This is a genomic window from Mucilaginibacter sp. GW822-FHT03E02 (genome assembly GCF_058801545.1).
In genome coordinates this window covers 784,433-802,344 of the sequence record NZ_JBXANJ010000001.1, presented here as the reverse complement: position 1 = coordinate 802,344, position 17,912 = coordinate 784,433, and the positions used below count along the sequence as shown (strand labels likewise).

Annotated in this window: 17 protein-coding genes; 10 read left to right on the top strand and 7 right to left on the bottom strand. The window is 41.4% G+C overall.

Going from position 1 to position 17,912, the window contains the following annotated elements:
* Nucleotides 1-304: 304 nt before the first annotated feature.
* Nucleotides 305-1,804, bottom strand: coding sequence for an ATP-binding cassette domain-containing protein (locus AC1RM2_RS03065; protein ID WP_492983253.1), 1,500 nt, complete (start codon nt 1,802-1,804; stop codon nt 305-307).
* A 774-nt stretch (nt 1,805-2,578) separates the two neighbouring features.
* On the opposite strand from AC1RM2_RS03065, the gene AC1RM2_RS03060 reads away from it, so the two are divergent.
* Both AC1RM2_RS03060 and AC1RM2_RS03055 read left to right on the top strand, forming a co-directional pair.
* Complete coding sequence (locus tag AC1RM2_RS03060) at nt 2,579-2,740, top strand: hypothetical protein (protein WP_492983251.1); 162 nt, start codon at nt 2,579-2,581, stop codon at nt 2,738-2,740.
* Between the two features lie 92 nt (nt 2,741-2,832).
* Nucleotides 2,833-3,288 (top strand): PA2169 family four-helix-bundle protein, encoded by a 456-nt coding sequence (locus AC1RM2_RS03055; protein ID WP_492983249.1) that lies wholly within the window; start codon nt 2,833-2,835, stop codon nt 3,286-3,288.
* Between the two features lie 161 nt (nt 3,289-3,449).
* Here the strand turns inward: AC1RM2_RS03055 and AC1RM2_RS03050 are convergent, their stop codons facing one another.
* The gene (locus AC1RM2_RS03050; protein ID WP_492983247.1) at nt 3,450-3,650 is read right to left on the bottom strand and encodes a hypothetical protein; all 201 of its coding nucleotides are present in this window, start codon (nt 3,648-3,650) and stop codon (nt 3,450-3,452) included.
* Between the two features lie 178 nt (nt 3,651-3,828).
* Complete coding sequence (locus tag AC1RM2_RS03045; RefSeq protein WP_492983245.1) at nt 3,829-4,026, bottom strand: hypothetical protein; 198 nt, start codon at nt 4,024-4,026, stop codon at nt 3,829-3,831.
* A 428-nt stretch (nt 4,027-4,454) separates the two neighbouring features.
* Here AC1RM2_RS03045 and AC1RM2_RS03040 point away from each other — a divergent pair, with 428 nt between their 5' ends.
* Nucleotides 4,455-5,024: an RNA polymerase sigma factor gene (locus AC1RM2_RS03040; RefSeq protein WP_477361346.1), complete on the top strand. Its 570-nt coding sequence runs from the start codon at nt 4,455-4,457 to the stop codon at nt 5,022-5,024.
* A gap of 15 nt (nt 5,025-5,039) precedes the next feature.
* Nucleotides 5,040-6,140 (top strand): S1C family serine protease, encoded by a 1,101-nt coding sequence (locus AC1RM2_RS03035; RefSeq protein ID WP_492983243.1) that lies wholly within the window; start codon nt 5,040-5,042, stop codon nt 6,138-6,140.
* A 359-nt stretch (nt 6,141-6,499) separates the two neighbouring features.
* Here AC1RM2_RS03035 and AC1RM2_RS03030 read toward each other — a convergent pair whose 3' ends face one another.
* Nucleotides 6,500-7,696 (bottom strand): NADH-quinone oxidoreductase subunit D, encoded by a 1,197-nt coding sequence (locus AC1RM2_RS03030; RefSeq protein ID WP_492988232.1) that lies wholly within the window; start codon nt 7,694-7,696, stop codon nt 6,500-6,502.
* Between the two features lie 257 nt (nt 7,697-7,953).
* Between AC1RM2_RS03030 and AC1RM2_RS03025 the strand changes: the two genes are divergently transcribed.
* From AC1RM2_RS03025 to AC1RM2_RS03005, 5 genes are all read left to right on the top strand, one after another.
* Nucleotides 7,954-8,763: an SDR family oxidoreductase gene (locus tag AC1RM2_RS03025; protein ID WP_492983241.1), complete on the top strand. Its 810-nt coding sequence runs from the start codon at nt 7,954-7,956 to the stop codon at nt 8,761-8,763.
* Nucleotides 8,764-8,895: 132 nt separating this feature from the next.
* Nucleotides 8,896-10,209, top strand: a complete 1,314-nt coding sequence (locus AC1RM2_RS03020) for an MFS transporter (protein ID WP_492983239.1) — start codon at nt 8,896-8,898, stop codon at nt 10,207-10,209.
* A 496-nt stretch (nt 10,210-10,705) separates the two neighbouring features.
* The gene (gene hscA / locus AC1RM2_RS03015; RefSeq protein WP_492983237.1) at nt 10,706-12,562 is read left to right on the top strand and encodes a Fe-S protein assembly chaperone HscA; all 1,857 of its coding nucleotides are present in this window, start codon (nt 10,706-10,708) and stop codon (nt 12,560-12,562) included.
* 21 nt (nt 12,563-12,583) lie between these two features.
* On the top strand, nt 12,584-13,591 hold the full coding sequence (locus tag AC1RM2_RS03010) for a hypothetical protein (RefSeq protein ID WP_492983235.1): 1,008 nt from the start codon (nt 12,584-12,586) through the stop codon (nt 13,589-13,591).
* 444 nt (nt 13,592-14,035) lie between these two features.
* Nucleotides 14,036-14,728, top strand: a complete 693-nt coding sequence (locus AC1RM2_RS03005) for a hypothetical protein (RefSeq protein WP_492983233.1) — start codon at nt 14,036-14,038, stop codon at nt 14,726-14,728.
* A gap of 85 nt (nt 14,729-14,813) precedes the next feature.
* Here AC1RM2_RS03005 and AC1RM2_RS03000 read toward each other — a convergent pair whose 3' ends face one another.
* On the bottom strand, nt 14,814-15,104 hold the full coding sequence (locus AC1RM2_RS03000; RefSeq protein ID WP_090653013.1) for a hypothetical protein: 291 nt from the start codon (nt 15,102-15,104) through the stop codon (nt 14,814-14,816).
* A 118-nt stretch (nt 15,105-15,222) separates the two neighbouring features.
* On the opposite strand from AC1RM2_RS03000, the gene AC1RM2_RS02995 reads away from it, so the two are divergent.
* Nucleotides 15,223-16,368, top strand: a complete 1,146-nt coding sequence (locus tag AC1RM2_RS02995; protein ID WP_492983231.1) for a tetratricopeptide repeat protein — start codon at nt 15,223-15,225, stop codon at nt 16,366-16,368.
* A 220-nt stretch (nt 16,369-16,588) separates the two neighbouring features.
* On the opposite strand, the gene AC1RM2_RS02990 is transcribed toward AC1RM2_RS02995, so the two are convergent.
* Both AC1RM2_RS02990 and AC1RM2_RS02985 read right to left on the bottom strand, forming a co-directional pair.
* Nucleotides 16,589-17,173 carry a riboflavin synthase gene (locus AC1RM2_RS02990; protein WP_492983229.1) on the bottom strand — a complete coding sequence of 195 codons (585 nt, stop codon included), beginning with the start codon at nt 17,171-17,173 and terminating at the stop codon, nt 16,589-16,591.
* 89 nt (nt 17,174-17,262) lie between these two features.
* Nucleotides 17,263-17,760: an SRPBCC family protein gene (locus AC1RM2_RS02985; protein WP_492983227.1), complete on the bottom strand. Its 498-nt coding sequence runs from the start codon at nt 17,758-17,760 to the stop codon at nt 17,263-17,265.
* Nucleotides 17,761-17,912: the final 152 nt, after the last annotated feature.

Genomic DNA, 17,912 nt, shown 5'->3' with positions numbered 1-17,912 from the left:
CATTGGTCATTAGTCATTTCGCTTGTCATTGGTTATTGTCGCTGCGCTTGTCATTGGTCATTAGTCATTTCGCTTCGCTGTCATTAGTGGATTATTTGAAAATTTTTAAAACAAGGACTCCCCAATAAAACTTGGCCCTAAATGACCAATGACCAATGACCAATGACCAATGACCAATGACCAATGACCAATGACCAATGACCAATGACCAATGACCAATGACCAATGACCAATGACCAATGACCAATGACCAATGACCAATGACCAATGACCAATGACCAATGACCAATGACCAATGACCCAATTAAACCACCTTCCCTTTATCCAGCGTTAAAACCTTATCAACACTGTTTGGGATTTCATGTTGATAGTGGGTTACATATATCATGGTTACATTGCTTAGTTTGCAAATGGTATCTACCATGTTTTTAAAATGAAGCTGCTGATGGTCATCCATGCCCTGGCAGGGTTCATCAAAAATAAGGAGTGAAGGGTTTTTTACCAATGCACGTGCAAGTAAACACAAACGTTGTGCACTTGCAGGTATGTTTTTTAAAAGCATCCGGGCATACTGGTCAATTTCAAGTATTTTCATCCATTGTAAGGCTGTGGCGGCCATTTGTTGGTTGCCTGGCCTAAATAATCCAAGGGTGTCGTAGTATCCCGATTCAACTACCTGAAGGCAGCTGTTATCAGTAGGGAAATATTGGTGCAACTCCGGCGATACAAAACCTATTTTCTTTTTTATATCCCAGATACTCTCTCCGGTACCGCGCTTTTTATCAAATAAAACAATGTGGTTGGCGTAAGCTTGCGGATTATCACCATTTATTAAGCTGAGTAGTGTTGATTTGCCTGCCCCATTGGGGCCAAGCAGGGCCCAGCGCTCGCCTGTTTTAATTTCCCAGTTTACATCATCCAGTACTACCTTATCGGCGTATTGAATGTGTACCTTTTCCATTTTTACAATATGGTTGTAGGCTATGCGCGGTTTATCGGGATTTAAAAGTATGTTAAGTGCCGCTATATCAATGCTGTCGGCAACATCGGTCATAAACTCTTCCGGCCTAAAATCGGCCCTGGTAGTTTCATGAATAATTGCGCCGTTTTGTAACACGGCTACGTTGGTGATACCTTCCGGAATTTCGTGCGCTGGCGTGGCAATAATTAAATTGATGCCAGATGCGGTAATCTGGCTGACAATGCCATTAAACTCTTGTCTTGTTTTTACATCAAGTCCGGTTAATGGATTGTCGAGTAATAATAAAACGGGGTTTTTAAGTAGGGCAGCTGCCAACATCAGGCGCTTTGTCTCGCCGTTTGATAGCTTTATTAATTCCTTATCCTGCAGATAATCAAGGTTTAACAATAGTATTACCTTATCTAAGGTCCAGTATTCGCCAACAGTATCAGTGGTAATGTTGTTTAAGTAATTGTTAACGGTTAGGGCATCCTCCGAGTCGGACGAGTTATATCGCTGCTGATAGTAAAAATCGGAAGTGTTTGATAAGTTACGGAAGTGGTGCCTGGGCTCAACAATGGCAACCAGTTTTGTTTTAATGCTAATGCCAGTTGTAACCAGGCTTTCGCCATCCTGCTCGTTTTCAGGATGATAAACGATGGAACCGCCTGTAATATTAAAGCGGCCTGCAATAGTTTGTAACAAGGCACTTTTGCCCGAGCCGCTTGGGCCTACGAGCGCCCAGTTTTCGCCTTTGTTTATTGTAAATGTAAGATCCTTGAACAAGGTGTTGTTCAAAAATCTTACGGTTGCATTCTTTATCGAAAAAATAGCTTTATTCATGGTTGCTCAATGGCGGGCAAAATTAACCATCTGCCCCGAAAAGCACCCAGGTGTGATGCTATTTTTATTTTACCATGAATAATTGGATGCGCACTTAAGCGGTTTTCTTAAGGGGTTGATTAGGTGCAATGTTGGCGCTACTCTTGTTTAGCCTGTTCCAGCCCTCTATATCAACCAACTCACCTTTAACAAAGTTATTACATTTTTTATTTGGACAAGTAACAATCCAGTATTTTTTTGATTGTTCAATTTGAGGTCTTGTGCCACATTTAATGCAATTTTCGCATTGAATGTTTGGTTGTATTTGAAAAGTCATAGCAATATGTAGTTATAAATAGATAATTCAAAATTATGATAATGTCGCGATACCACCAAAAATTTAGCAAAAACCTGCGCTATAAGTATGTTAATACTTATAGTGTGCTGCGGCCGAAATGTTGTTGACGCTTTCTTCTCAAATTAGTATTCTACAATAAGCGTTCCGTTTTTTTAATTGTTTGTTGATTGGCACCTATTTGATATATTAATAGATAAATAAAAAGCGTGTTGTGGATAGCCCTTCAGTTAAAGGCAATTATTGGGTGTTTATCCAATTAATATATAGCCGGATATGTCGAAACCGGCGTATGTTTTACTATACATTTTGAGTTAAATTTAGGCATTGGGGTTCTACGGGGTAATAAAGCGCTAAATGCAAAAAAGGCCTGATTCTTGCGCTGGCTAAAGCGCGATGGCAAATGGCTGTCACTACACTTCATTAACTCAAATATTATTATGAAAAAGATTCATTTACTGATGATCGCACTGATCATGTTTACGTTAAACAGTTGCTCGGTTATCACCGGCATATTTAAGGCAGGTGCCGTTGTTGGTATTATCGCCGTTATTGTTGTTATTTTGGTTATCGTTTGGTTGATCTCATTATTTAGGAAGTAAAGGATTGTTATTTCCTATGGGGATAATTAATAATTATTTAATTAAACAATTTAATTTTTGATAGGTTGTAATTGTATAAAAACATATTTATCATGAAAAATACACAAGCAACAGCAGAAGTTTTGAATGATCTGGTTCAGATTAATAACGACAGGATAAAGGGCTATGAACGTGCCCTTAAAGAATTGAAAGATGGCGAAACTGATTTAAGGATGCTTTTTTTAAGCTTAATTGACGCAAGTAACCGTTATAAGAACGAATTGGGCAAAGAGGTTGAAGTTTTAGGAAAAGATATTGATACAGGTACTTCAACCGGTGGTAAAATACACCGCGCCTGGCTTGACGTGAAGGCCGCTTTTACCGCTCATGATACACGTGATATTTTGGAAGAATGTGAGTTTGGCGAAGATGCTATTGTAAAAGCTTACCGTGACGCATTGGCCGAAGAATACATTCCCGAATTTTTACGCGACCTGATAACCGGGCAAAGGACCGAAATACTGGAAGCCCATGACGAGATAAAAGCATTGCGGGATAGTGTTCACTGAATTTAGTATCAAGTATCAAGACAGCGCAGATGCGCTATCTTGATACGACGCGGTATCCCGAAACTAGATTTTCCCAAAAAAATCTTGACACTAACTGCTTGGTACAAAAAAAACGCCTCCGAAACCGAAGGCGTTTTTTTAGAAATCTAAAAAAAATAAGATTACATTTTTTTAGCAGTGTCTTTCTTAGTTGTGTCTTTCTTAGCAGTGTCAGTTTTAGCTGTATCTTTCTTAGCAGTGTCCATTTTTGCAGTGTCCATTTTAGCGGTATCTGTACCTGAAGCAGAACCAGAACCTTTACAAGCTGCAAATGAAGTAGCGATAGCTAAGGCAACTAAGCCTAATTTGAATGAATTTTTCATGTTCAATTTTTTAATGAGTGATTTATTAGTTTTTCTGTTAATACAGTAAACAAAAAAAGGTAACCCATAATTTTGAAAAAAATTATCGATTACCCTTTTATAATTGTAAAAAAACTAAAAAATCAGTAAAAAGGGCCCCAAAATTATACTAATAAGCCCTTTTTACAGTGTTGGACAGTTATTTTTTAACTGTGTCTTTTTTTGTAGTGTCGGTTTTAGCAGTATCTTTCTTTGCTGTATCAACGGCAGCAGTATCTTTCTTTGTAGTATCAACTTTAGCAGTATCAACATCTGTTTTTGAAGCGCTACCGCCACAAGCCGAGAAAGAAACAGCAATAACTAAAGCAACTAAGCCGGTTTTTAATAAATTTTTCATGTTCTTGAGTTTAAATTTTAATGTTTTTTGATCGTTTTCGGTAGTTAATACCAATCTTTAAAAAAGGTAACCCATAAAAATTAATAAAAAAATAAATTCTATAGGTTTTGTAGTGTATACTGTTGAATGTAATTTTTTGTAGCCCGTTTTTTTATTGCAGATTTGCCCCGGTAATTATTTTGACCAGGGTTACCTTAGCTGCATTCGCAGTATTAATTTAGGGCGAGGGTGGGAAATTAAGAATCAAGGCAGTATAATGGTTGGTATTCAACCTTGATATTGTTTGCAGTTAAAAAAAGCATTGGTGCAGAAACAGGTAAAAACAAGACCGTTCGTCTTGAATCTTGATTCTTAACTCTTGATTCTGCTTCACTGGGTAATTATTTTTTACAACGTTGGGTTACATTTTGGCATAAACAGTATTAATAGTGAGTAAAGACTTAAAAGCTTCGGCACCAACAGATAGCGAAATAGTTCTTGGGATACTTAACAATTCGGAAATAGTTCTGAAAAGACTATATACAACCTATTTCCCGATGATATTACAGTTAATTATCAACAATAACGGAAACGAGGATGATGCCAAGGATATATACCAGGAAGCTATCATTGTTCTTTATAACAAGATAAAATCGGGCGAATTTGAATTAAGCAGCAAGCTTAAAACATACATTTACTCGGTTTGCCGCAGGCTTTGGCTTAAAAGGTTAAGCCAGATGAACAGGTACGGGGGCGATATCAGGGATTTTGAAGAGTACCTGCCTGTTGATGATGAGGTTGAAAAACATAATGACCGGGATATACAGTTTAATAAAATGGAGGCGGCCCTTCAGTTATTAGGAGAACCCTGTAAAACTATTATGGAAGATTTTTATATACATAACAGATCGATGCAGGAGATCTGTGAACGTTTTGGGTATACCAATGCCGATAATGCCAAAACGCAAAAGTATAAATGCCTGCAAAGGCTGAAGAAATTATTTTTTCAGCAGAAGTAAAAGGAGTGTAAAGAGATGAGCGAGAACCTTATTCTGGAATTGATTGACAGGTACCTTAACGGCGATATGACCGCTGCCGAGCGTGCCGAATTTGAGACATTGCGTAAAAACGACGCTAATGTTGACAGCAAGGTAATAGAACACAAACTATTTGTAGGGCTAATCAAACAATACGGCGAACGCGTTGAGCTGGAGAAACGCCTGGATGCTATCCACAGCGAGATTGATGTGCATACATTGAAAGAAGAGCTTTTAATTAAGCCCAACTGGATAGTAAATATGTGGAGGCACCACCATTCAAAAATATCGGTAGCGGCATCGATAGCTATTTTTGCTGTATTGACCACTTTGATTTTTACGGGGAAGCTTAATAATCATCAATCTAACTATGAGAAGTTAAGCGAGGAAATAGGCAGAATAAAAAAATCGCAGGCGACACTCGAAGGTAGAACCAGTGGTTTGTTAAAAGATATGAAAGGCAGTAAAACAAATACCAATCCCGGTAAATACCGTGGTACGGGGTTCGCTTTATCATCTAACGGTTATATAGCCACAGATTTTCATGTTGTAGAGGGTGCCGATTCGGTAGATGTTCAGAATGCAGCAGGCGAATCATTTCATGCTAAGGTGATCTATACTGAGCCACAATATGATATAGCAATATTGCAAATTAATGATCCTGCATTTAAAGATCTTGGTAATGTGCCTTACAATTTCAAAAAATCACTTAGCGATTTAGGCGAAGATGTTTATACCTTCGGATACCCAAGTGGTGAAGAAAATTTCGGTCCCGGATCGTTAACTGCGAGGAATGGTCATTCCGGAGATTCTACAGAATACCAGGTTTCTATCCCGGTTAACCCGGGTAATAGCGGCGGCCCGTTATTGGATAGCAAGGGGAATGTTATTGGTATCATCAGTGGCAGACAGCCCGATGTGGCCGGTGCAGGATTTGCAAAAAAATCGACCTTTTTACTAAAGGCGATACAGAATATACCAGCTGACTCATTGAGTAAAGATTTAACCTTAAGCACAAAGAATACCCTTGCCGGCCTAAGCCGCCCGCAACAAGTCAGAAAACTAAAAAACTATGTATTCATGGTTAAAGTTTATTAACAACGCCCAATTCCAATAAAAATTAATAATTAAAAGGAGATACCGTAAGGTGTCTCTTTTTTTGGTTAGGGGGCTTTTTTTTCTGAACCGGGATTAAGCAGATTTATTGGATTTTTTTGATTTTGATTTGCAGACGGAGGAATAGTTGATAGTTTAAGAAAAAAAAACCGAAAAAATCTGATAAATCTGCTTAATCCGAGTTCAGAGAAATGCGTTAGGGATTGGCGCGGATACCGGCCGGGCGAAGGGACAAGAGGGCAGGCAGCGGCTAAGGCCTGTGCAGTATGAGCAAAAAGCCCGGCCGCAGGCAACGCCCATTTTAGTATCAAGTAGTAAGTATCAAGTAGCAAGACAGTAGTCTACCGATCTACTTCCCCAAGTACAAAATCTATCGACCCTACAATGGCAATCAAATCGGCAATTAGTACGCCTTTTGAAATTTCGGGAAGTACGGAGAGGTTGTTAAAGCTTGGTCCGCGGGCTTTTACCCGGGTGGGGATCTCGGATTTGCCGTCGGCTACAAAGTAGAAACCCAGTTCGCCTTTGGCGCCTTCGCAACGTACGTAGTAATCCTGTGCTTTGGGGATAGTTTTGCGGGGCATTTTGGCGCGCGGATCAAAATCGGGCGTGCGTTTCAGTTCTTTTTGCAGGCGGTCGAGGCATTGCTCTACAATTTTTACAGATTGTTGAATTTCGTCGACACGCACTTTGTAACGGTCCCAGCAGTCGCCCATTTTGCCCATCAGGCCGGTACCTATGGGAATCTCGAAATCAAGCTCGGGGTAGGCCGAATAATTATCAATACGACGTAAATCCCATTTAAGGCCCGATGCCCGCAGCATAGGGCCGCTGCATCCGTAGTTAATGGCCACATCTAAAGGCAGTACGCCAACATTTGCCGTGCGCGATATAAATACCTGGTTATCGGTTAGCAGCTGGTTAAGTTCAACCATTTTGGGTTTAAAATACTCCACAAAATCGCGGCAACGCTCCTCAAAGCCAACCGGCAAATCGTAAAACAAGCCGCCTACCCAAATGTAATTATACAGCATACGCGAGCCCGAAGCCCACTCCAGCATGCCCATAATATGCTCCCTATCCCTAAAGCACCATAAAAAAGGAGTAAAAGCGCCAATATCTATACCGTAGGTGCCAATAGCTATCAGGTGCGATGCAATGCGGTTAAGCTCGCAAACCAATACGCGGATGTATTCGATACGTTTAGGGATGTCTTTATCGATACCCATCATCCGTTCAACCCCCATTACAAAAGCGTGGCTGTTGTTCATAGATGCCAGGTAATCAAGCCTGTCGGTAAACGGGATGGTTTGTTGGTAGGTTAATGACTCGGCATGTTTTTCGAAGCAACGGTGCAGGTAACCAATATGCGGTATCACTTCCTTTACAATTTCGCCATCGGTTATCAGCTCCAAACGCAAAACGCCATGGGTAGATGGATGCTGCGGGCCCATATTGAGCACCATATCCTCTACGCTGGCATCGGCAATTTTTTTATTGTAGTTGAGAAGCGCTTCTTCGTATTTTGAATTAGTAATAACCAATGTTGCGTGCTGTTTTGTTGGAGCCAAAAATCAGTATTTTTTTCATTTATCGGGCAAAATTCGCGTAAAATTAAATACAGGGCATAAATTTTAATGAGCTTTTAATTGCACCGCTGCCGGCATTCTTTAAAATACTTTAGGCTTTTTTACTGTCAGGTATCGCCCGGTAATTATAATTTTATAGTTTTATGGCAAATTATTTCCCTGCATAAATAATTCAAAACTCAAAGTATTTAATCACCAATCAAAAAATGAAAAAAGTAATTCTTGTAACAGGGGCATCATCCGGTTTAGGTTTGGCTACCGCAACAGCACTTGCTGCCCAGGGCCATACTGTTTATGGTACCACGCGCGATATCAAACGCATCAGTGATGTATCATTTATGCCTTTACAAATGGATGTTACCGATGACGCATCTGTAAACGCGGCTATTGCAACTATTATTAAAGCCGAAGGCAAGATTGATGTTTTGGTTAACAATGCAGGTAACGGTATTACCGGCCCGCTTTATGCCATGCCGGTTGATGCTGCAAAAAAACAGTTTGAAGTTAACTTTTTTGGCGTTGTACGTGTAAGCAGCGCCGTTTTGCCGGGTATGATTGAAAAGGGTACAGGGCTTGTTATCAACATTGGCTCGCTGGCTGGTTTGTTTGGCCTCCCTTACCAGGGCTTATACAGCGCATCAAAATTCGCGATAGAAGGCTACTCCGAAAGCCTGCGTATGGAATTGCAAAATACAGGTGTTAAGGTATCGGTTGTAAATCCTGGTGACTTTAAAACCGACTTTACCGGCAACCGCGAAAAGCTGCCTTTTACCCTTAAAAATGATAAACTGAAAGCCGAATTTGACGCAGCCGTTGCCGCCATGGAAAAAGATGAAAGCATTGGCGCTGCGCCTTCAAAACTGGCAGCTCAAATTGTAAAAATAGTAGGCAAATCAAAACCTGCCCACAGTTATCTGGTGGGTGCCATTGGCCAAACCATTGTACCTACCCTGAAGGCCATTTTACCAGGCCCCATCTTTGTAAAATTAATGAACGACCATTACGGGATTAAGTAGGTAGGTGAGTGGTTGATTTAATTTGAGAATTTGAAGATTTGAGAATTTGAAAATGCTTCTTTTTCAATTCTGCTTATTCTTTAATTCTGATTCAGAATATTAACTACTCACCATCGACCCCTCACCAAAACAATGCAAGAAAAAAACAACAAGAAAACCATCTGGGGATGGGCTATGTTCGATTGGGCCAACCAGTCGTATAATATGGTGATAACATCTACCATATTCCCGGCTTATTATGTAGGTATTACGCAGTACAATAATCCGAAGGGTATGGTTACTTTTTTTGGGCATAGGTATGCAAACACGGTACTGTCAAACTATATCCTCGGGCTATCGTACCTGATCATTGTAGCGCTATTGCCAATTTTAACTTCCATCGCCGATTACAAGGGCCACAAAAAACTGTATATGCAACTGTTTACCTGGCTGGGGGTACTTGCCTGTTTTGGTTTGTATTTTTTTGACATGAAGACCTTTGAGTTTGGGATGATATGTTTCGGACTGGCCTCTGTGGGGTATTGTGGCGGCTTTGTATTTTATAACTCCTACCTGCCGCAAATAGCCACCATTGATAAACAGGATGCTGTAAGCGCCAAAGGCTTTATTTATGGCTTTGCCGGTAGTATTGTGGTGCAGGTACTTTGTTTGGTGTTTGTGCAATGGCATGCCTGGTTTGGCATGACAGAAGACAAATCGGCGCAGCTTTCGTTTCTGATAGTTGCCTTATGGTGGATAGGCTTCTCGCTTATTCCATTTTACCTTTTACCCAAGGGGACGCCAAATGCAGGATCGCATGAGTATAATGTGGTTACCGGTGGCTTTAAGGAGTTGGCTAAAGTTTTCAAAAAAGTTAAGCAGCTGCCCTTATTAAAACGGTTTTTACCGGCATTCTTCTTTTACTCGGTAGGCGTGCAAACCATTTTGCTGGTGGCGGCCAATTTTGCCGCCAAAGAGCTTAAAATGCCCGATGATGCATTGATAGGCATAATACTGGTTATCCAGGTGGTGGCCATCATTGGCGCTGCAATAACCGCTAAAGCATCAGAAAAATATGGTAACGTTAAAGCCCTATCGGTTATAGTAGGACTGTGGTGTGTAATATGTGCATGTGTTTATTTTATTGCAAACGCAAACCAGTTTTATGTTGCCGCCGTTTTTGTTGGCCTGGTTATGGGGGCGGTACAGTCGTTATCGCGCTCAACTTATTCTAAATACATACCGCCAAACATTCCCGATACAGCGTCGTATTTCAGCTTTTATGATGTTACCGAAAAATTATCAATTGTGGTAGGTTTGTTCACCTTCGGCTTTGTAGAAGGCTTGACAGGCGAAATGCGCGATTCGGCCCTGGTGCTGGATGTTTTTTTTGCTATCGGGTTTATTTTACTGATCACGTTGTTGCTATTTGAACGCAAAGTGAAAGCTGCCGAAACGCTGGCGTAAATTGTCTGAATCAGAATTTTTCACCTTTTGTTTGTTTTTAAGAGGTGTTCAAGAAGGCTACGCCGCTTACAGAATTTAAGAATTAACAGGATAAAAGTTGCATGGTAACTTCTGGACATTCTTAAATTCTGCAAATTTTGATTCAGACAAAAAAATCCTGTTAATCCTGCAAAATCCTTAAATCCTGTTCAATAAATAAGCCCGATGAATTGCTTCAACGGGCTTCCTCACTGTAACTATTTCCCCCTCAGAAAATGATGTGATAAGGTCGTATATTTTCTAATTACTCAGCTTTTATAGTCTATAACAGGTTTGGTTGAACAAACATAGCTTATATATGAGGTTTATAAAATACCCCGAAATAGGTATTTATGAGAAATAATACGTGGCTAATTGAAGTTCGGCAGGTCTGTTTGCCTGATTTTGATAATTAGAGATTGAAAAGACACAGCATCTGCCAAAACTGAGTACATTTGCGGTTTGTTAAGTAAAAGTAATGGCTAAAGTTTCTATCAACCTGGCAACAGGCTCGCTGCAAAAAGAAGATATCATTGTAGGTATCGATCTGGGTACTACCAATTCGCTGGTGGCTTTTATTAATCCCGATAAGCAACCGCATGTTATAAACGATACGGGTAAGGGCGTATTGGTCCCTTCAGTAGTCCATTTTGGGCCTACAGGCGATGTTTTGGTAGGTAACGAGGCTAAAGAATATCTGGTAACCGATCCGCAGAATACCGTTTTTTCGGTAAAACGTTTATTGGGGCGCAGCTATCATGATATCGAAAATTATAAAGATTTTTTCTCGTACAAGGTTATTGACGATGATACCGAGAGCCTGGTTAAAATTAAAGTAGGCGATAAATTTTATACGCCTATTGAACTATCGGCGCTGATACTAAAAGAGTTGAAAGCTCGTGCCGAGCATGCGCTTAAAACCCCGGTTAACCGCGCAGTAATAACGGTTCCGGCTTATTTTAACGATTCGCAACGCCAGGCTACCCGCGATGCCGGTAAACTGGCCGGGCTGGATGTTTTACGTATTGTTAACGAGCCAACTGCAGCAAGTTTAGCCTATGGTATTGGGCTCGACCCCGAAGAAGTAAAAACCATAGCCGTGTATGACCTGGGCGGCGGTACGTTTGATGTATCGATACTGCAAATCCAAAACGGCATTTTTGAAGTATTGGCCACCAACGGCGATACCTTTTTAGGCGGCGATGATTTTGACCGCATTATTGTTGATTACTGGATTGAAAAAAACAACCTCAATAAAACCGAAATAATAGCCAATAACGAACTTGCCCAGCAACTGCGACTTAAGGCCGAGGAAGCCAAGAAAGCATTTGCCCACCAAAGTTTGTTTAACGAAAAGATAGGCGAGATATGGTGTACGCTGGACAGGAACAGGTTTGAAGAACTGATTATGCCCAAGGTGCAGCAAACCATTACCAGCTGCCAAAACGCGCTTAAAGATGCCAAACTGACCGTAGCAGAGATTGATGAAGTGATCATGGTAGGCGGATCAACCCGTACGGCATTGGTTAAGCAAATGGTGGCCGAATTTTTTAACCGCCCGGTACATGATGATGTTAACCCCGATGAGGTGGTTGCATTAGGCGCTGCTATACAGGCCGATATATTGGCCGGTAACCGTAAAGACATCTTATTGCTGGATGTTACGCCATTATCCCTCGGTATCGAAACCATGGGCGGTTTGATGGATGTAATTATCCCCCGCAACAGCAAGGTGCCTACCAAAGGCGGCAGGCAATACACTACATCGATAGACGGGCAGGTGAATATGAAAATTGCCGTTTACCAGGGCGAGCGCGACCTGATCAAGGAAAACCGTAAACTGGCCGAGTTTAACCTGAAAGGCATCCCGAGTATGCCAGCCGGTTTCCCGAAAGTAGATATCAACTTTTTGCTGAATGCCGATGGCATCCTTACCATACAAGCTATTGAATTGCGCAGCGGCGTTAAGCAGGAGGTAGAGGTAAAACCCACCTACGGCATTACCGACGAACAGGTAGAGCAAATGCTGATGGATAGCATTACCCACGCCAAAGACGACGTAGCCGAGCGTATGCTGATAGAAGCACGTACCGAAGGCGAGCAGATGGTTTATACAGTGGAGCGGTTTTTGCAAAAGAACGGCAGCTATGTATCGGCAGAGGAAACCGAACAAACGATCAGTTATATAACCGCTTTAAAAAATGCCATTGCTACCGGAGATAAAGACCTCATTTTGAAAAATATAGACAAAGTAAACGAATTTACCCGGCCCTTTGCCGAACGTTTAATGGATCAGGCAATAAGCACTGCGATGCGTGGCAAGAGTATTGAATAATATACAGAACTAACTTTATAGATGAGAAGAATTACAGCAGTACTTACATTTTTGGCCCTCGCGGCTGTTTTTTTACCAGGTTCATTTAATAAAGTTTATGCCAATAGTTTTACAATCCGGGATACTACACTTAAAAGCGGGGCTACGCTTGATACCGCGAAGTACGATTCGCTGATGAAATATATGGCCAATGGCGATAAAACAGGTAAATGGCCTGTAAAAAACGCACCGCTACCCTTACCTGGCGCTATTTTGCCGTTTAACCGGGTAGTCGCTTATTATGGTAACATGTACTCCAAAAACATGGGCATATTAGGCGAATATGAGCCAAAAGTGATGATGGCTAAACTAAAAGCCGAATGCGAGGCCTGGGAAAAGGCCGATACCCTTACGCCAGTGATACCCGCCCTGCATTACATATGCGTAACTGCCCAGGCCGATGCCGGCCGCAATGGCTTACATAACCTGCGGATGCCTTTTAGCCAGATAGATAAAGTAATAGCCATGGCAAAAACCATGAATGCCCTTGTTTTTCTTGATCTGCAGGTTGGTTTCAGCACCGTACAAATCGAGATTCCCAAACTTGAAAAATATCTGCTGATGCCTAATGTACATTTAGGTATCGATCCGGAGTTTAGCATGAAAGAGGGGAGTGTACCCGGTAAACGCATTGGTACATTTGATGCCGACGATATTAACTATGTATCCAAATACCTGGCTGGCCTGGTCAGGAAAAATAACCTGCCGCCTAAAATTTTTATCATACACCGCTTTACCAAACGCATGGTAACCAATTATAAAGACATCAAACTAAGCAGCGAAGTTCAGTTGGTGATGGATATGGACGGCTGGGGCGGCCCCGACCTTAAAAAAGGAACCTACAAATATTTTATTGCTGCCGAGCCTGTACAATTTACCGGCTTCAAGCTGTTTTATAAAAATGATATCAAAAACGGCCCTAAACGAATGCTAACACCTAAAGAGGTTTTGGCACTGAAACCGAGCCCTGTTTATATACAGTATCAGTAAAATAGAATCAAGAATTAAGAGTCAAGAATCAAGACAGGATTTTTTTTGCTTAGCTGCCGCGAGGTTTTACCTCGTGGTGAACCATGGCTTCAGCTTTCAGCTGAAGTAGATAAAAGAGCTTAACTCAGTACGGTTAAAGTTATACGTCATCCTACGGAGGAAGCTGTTTTGTCATTCTGCTTATTCTTTAATTCTGTAAACGGCGTAGCCTTCTTGAACACCTCTTAAAAACAAACAAAAGGTGAAAAATTCTGATTCAGACAATTTGCGATAGGGATAAAAGCGGATACCGGCCTGTGAATAAGGCCTGTGCAGTATGAGCGGTTAGCCCGGGCCTCAGGCATCGCCCTTACTATTAAAACATTGCCATTTTCTTGATTTTTATATAGAGGGTACGCTTTATATGCTTTTCAAATGATATATTAGCCTACCTAAATAATCATAATGAAGCCGTTTTGTAAATATCTTCTGATCTTTTTAATTGTTTTGGCCGGGAAAATATCTTCGGCCCAGAATATGGGAGCAATGAATTCTATGCAGGCGCAAATGCGGATGAGCTCGCAGATGCAAATGAGTATGATGGCCAGGATGCATTCAGATGGCAATCTTAAATATAAGTTTTTTGTAACAATGGCGGATAGCAGCCGGAAAGAAGTAACCTCAACAATACTAATTGATAAAAGCACGCATAAAAATTATTTGTTATATGTAGATAAGAGCCTGCCAAAAGGTGATACAAACCGAAACCAACGGATATATCCCAATCAAACAATAAGTATCGAACGTAGTAGTCCCCTGATAGTTGAGTTGAGGGCGCCTGTAAATACTCCGCGCGAAAAACTCTATAAAGGAATAGCTAAAGATAGTTGCTGGATGTTTAAGGTTTTATCGGGCAGTATTAATGTATACGCGTATTTAAGTTTCGAAACTGATCGGTATTTTGACGAAGGAACGATAGTTGGAATCCAATTGCACGATGATGGCCCCATAGTAAAATGCACAGAGGAAAACTTAAAACAGATGGTGGGAAATGATATTGATGCATTGGAAAATATCCAGCGCAAAAATTATGTAAAGGCAATAAATAAATATAACCGTAACAGGAGGAAAGAAGCTGAAAAGGCAGCGGGGAAATAAATAGCGAGCGTCTGTTTGGATCAAAGAAATGATCACATAAAAAGCGCCTTAGTTCAAGGCGCCTTTTTTATGTCGCAACAAATTTTTACAATTTGCCAATGGCTTCCTGCTCTCTTAGCGCGGTAATGTTATTTTTATCGCTGTAGCTTTCGGTTTGGCTGGCAAAGTCTTGCAGGATGCTGGCAATAGTGTCCAGGTTATCGGCAACACGCTGGTGCATGTCGGGCAAATCTTTTTCCAGGCGTTTATCGCCAAGGTCAATGTTATCTACTTCTATTTTAGCCAGTTTGGTGATGATTGCCTGCTGGCTGTTTTTTAAATCTTCCAGTTCATGGACAATTTTCTCCATCAGTCCGAATTTCTTTAGCTTATCCATAAGTTGTGTTTTTTAATTGTTATATCTACTCAACCTCAAATAACAAAAATTGTTTACCATTTGGATATTTGATATATAACTAATACTTTAGTTTAAAGTAACTAATGTGTTAGTTGATATGAAGAATATAATAATCTGCCTGTTTTTAGCGTGCTTAATTAAACCTGCAATTGCCCAGCAAAACACAGTCGCAAGTGATGCTTTGCTGTTAGATTACTACCAAAGCCAGCGGTTTGCCGAGGCTGCCGACCTGTTAAAGCAAACTTATCCGGAGCCTGTAACCGATATAAAAATACTGGGCAAACTGGCCTATACATCGCAAATGGCCGGCAAGCTGCCCGATGCCGAGGGGTATTACCAACGCATGTATGCGATAGATTCGACCAGTAAGGCGGTACTTTATAGCCTGGGTTCTATCAACTTAAGGCGGGGCAATAATGTTAAGGCGTTAATGTACTACCAGGTATTAGCTCAAAAAGATTCGACCAATTTTTATGTTTTTAAACAGCTGGCAAAAATTAGCCAGGATAAAAACGACCTGGATAAGATGACCATGTACCTGCAAAAAGCCAATAAGCTAAACCCTGCCGATGCCGATGTAGCATCGGACTTAAGCGATATGTATGTAACCCTAAAGCTTAACGCACAGGCCGAAAAGGTGCTGGATGGAGCTATTAGCCAGGATCCCGAAAATATCGTGCTATTGCAAAGCCTGCTGAAGCTTTCATACGCCGAAAAGAAATATGATATAGTAAAAAGCACCTGCCTGAAACTGATAGCGTCCGGGGCCGATAATGGTTTGGTACTGACTAAACTGGAATCGGCCTATTACAACCTGAAGCAATATGAATGCAGTATAGATGCTTTTAAACGGATCCCGGAAGTAAGCCAGTCGGAAACCAGCTACTATATTGCCGCGCTGGCTTATAAAGAACTCAAAGATCAGCCTATGGCGATTGAAAACCTGGGCAAGGCTATTGAAGCAGGCATATCGCCCAATATAAGTGATTATTACACCGAAATGGCTGATAGCTACGATGTACGGAAAAAATACAAATCGGCGATAGCGGCCTATGAAAAAGCCCTTCAATTTGATGAGAAGCCGATTATTTACTACCTGATGGCTACGATGTACGATGGATCGCTTAAAAACAAAAAAATGGCCGTTAAGTACTACAAAAAATTCATGACCAGTAAGCCAACCGGTAAACAGCAAAAGTATGTAAGCTATGCAATGGCAAGGGTTACGGAGTTATCGCGGTAGGGCGTGCTTTTAATGCAGCGATGGATTTCAATGTTATAGTCTTCACCAGAAAAGAGCATGGAATTGTGCGATTCCTTCCTTGGGGGAAGGGGAGGTAGGGGTTAAATCAGTCGTTCAAGCAACTTTGTAATTCGCCGCTCGTAAAACCCCTCCCTGCCTTTGCGCTCATTGCCGGCCGCACCCCTCCCGTTGGGAGGGAATAAAAAAAAGCGCGTATCTACTACCTATTCATCAACCGTGCCACGTACTTACCTATAATATCAAACTCCAGGTTCACTACTGATCCTTCGCGCACGTTGTGCAGGTTGGTGTGCTCAAAAGTGTAGGGGATAATGGCTACCGAAAAGCTATTGGCCTGCGAATTAACAACCGTAAGGCTGATGCCGTTTACGCAGATAGAGCCTTTCTCGACAGTTACATTGCCCGTGGCCGCATCATATTCAAAGGTATATTCCCAGCTGCCGTCAAGCTCTTTAAAGGCGGTACAAACGGCGCTTTGGTCAACATGGCCCTGTACTATGTGGCCATCCAGGCGGGCGTTCATTTGCATGCAGCGTTCCAGGTTTACCGGTTCGCCAATTTTAAGGTGCGACAGGCTGGTTTTATTCAGCGTTTCTTCAATAGCGGTAACCACATGCAGTCCGTCGGCTACGGCCACTACCGTTAGGCAAACGCCGTTATGCGCTACCGACTGATCGATTTTTAACTCGTGCGCAATAGCCGATTCAACCGTGATATGTAAATTGCCCTGATCCTGTTTCAGATCGGCTATTTTTCCTAAAGTTTCTATAATGCCTGTAAACATAAGCGAAGTCCCCTAACCCCTGAAGGGGGAATTTTTTGATTGACAAAGCTATAATTATACAGCGGTTTGTTTGTCAGTGTAAAATGAATTTATTTGAAATTACTGGCTACATCCAGCCGCTTATTGCGGAGGTCGTTGCCACCTTCGATAACCGATTTCAGGTTGGCCAGGTAAAACGTCCAGCCTATCTGGCATTGCACAAACAGGTTTTTTGACGGATCATCTTCTTCAGGAATGTTTTCCTGGGTTAATTCAACAACAGTTAATCCGTACTTGCTTTGGATATCGACGGTAACAATGCTGCCGCCCGAAAAAGTGAACTTCAGCAAATCGGAGCCATTGTTGTCAAGTACCTGCCCGTTCTCTACGGCGGTATCATCAAAACCATGCCAGTACCAGGAATAGGTATCTTCTTTTTTGATAAACTCTTCGGGTTCGCGTAGGCGGCCTGCAATGGCATAAAAATCGGCCTTACGTAAAAACCATTTTTCGAGGCCGGCCGAAGTGGCCCATGCCTCATAAATGCTGCGTACATCGGTGTCAAAATCCGCAGTAATTTTAAATTTACTCCATCTTTCGTCTGCCATGGATTTAATTATTTTAGGTTGTAGTTGGATATAAAAATAACAATATTACTTTACGCTTGTATAATAAAAGCTGAAAGCTGCCATTGATAAGATTTATTTCGCGCAAAGACGCAGAGGCGCTAAGTGATTTGGTTATTTTTTCTTTGCGGCTT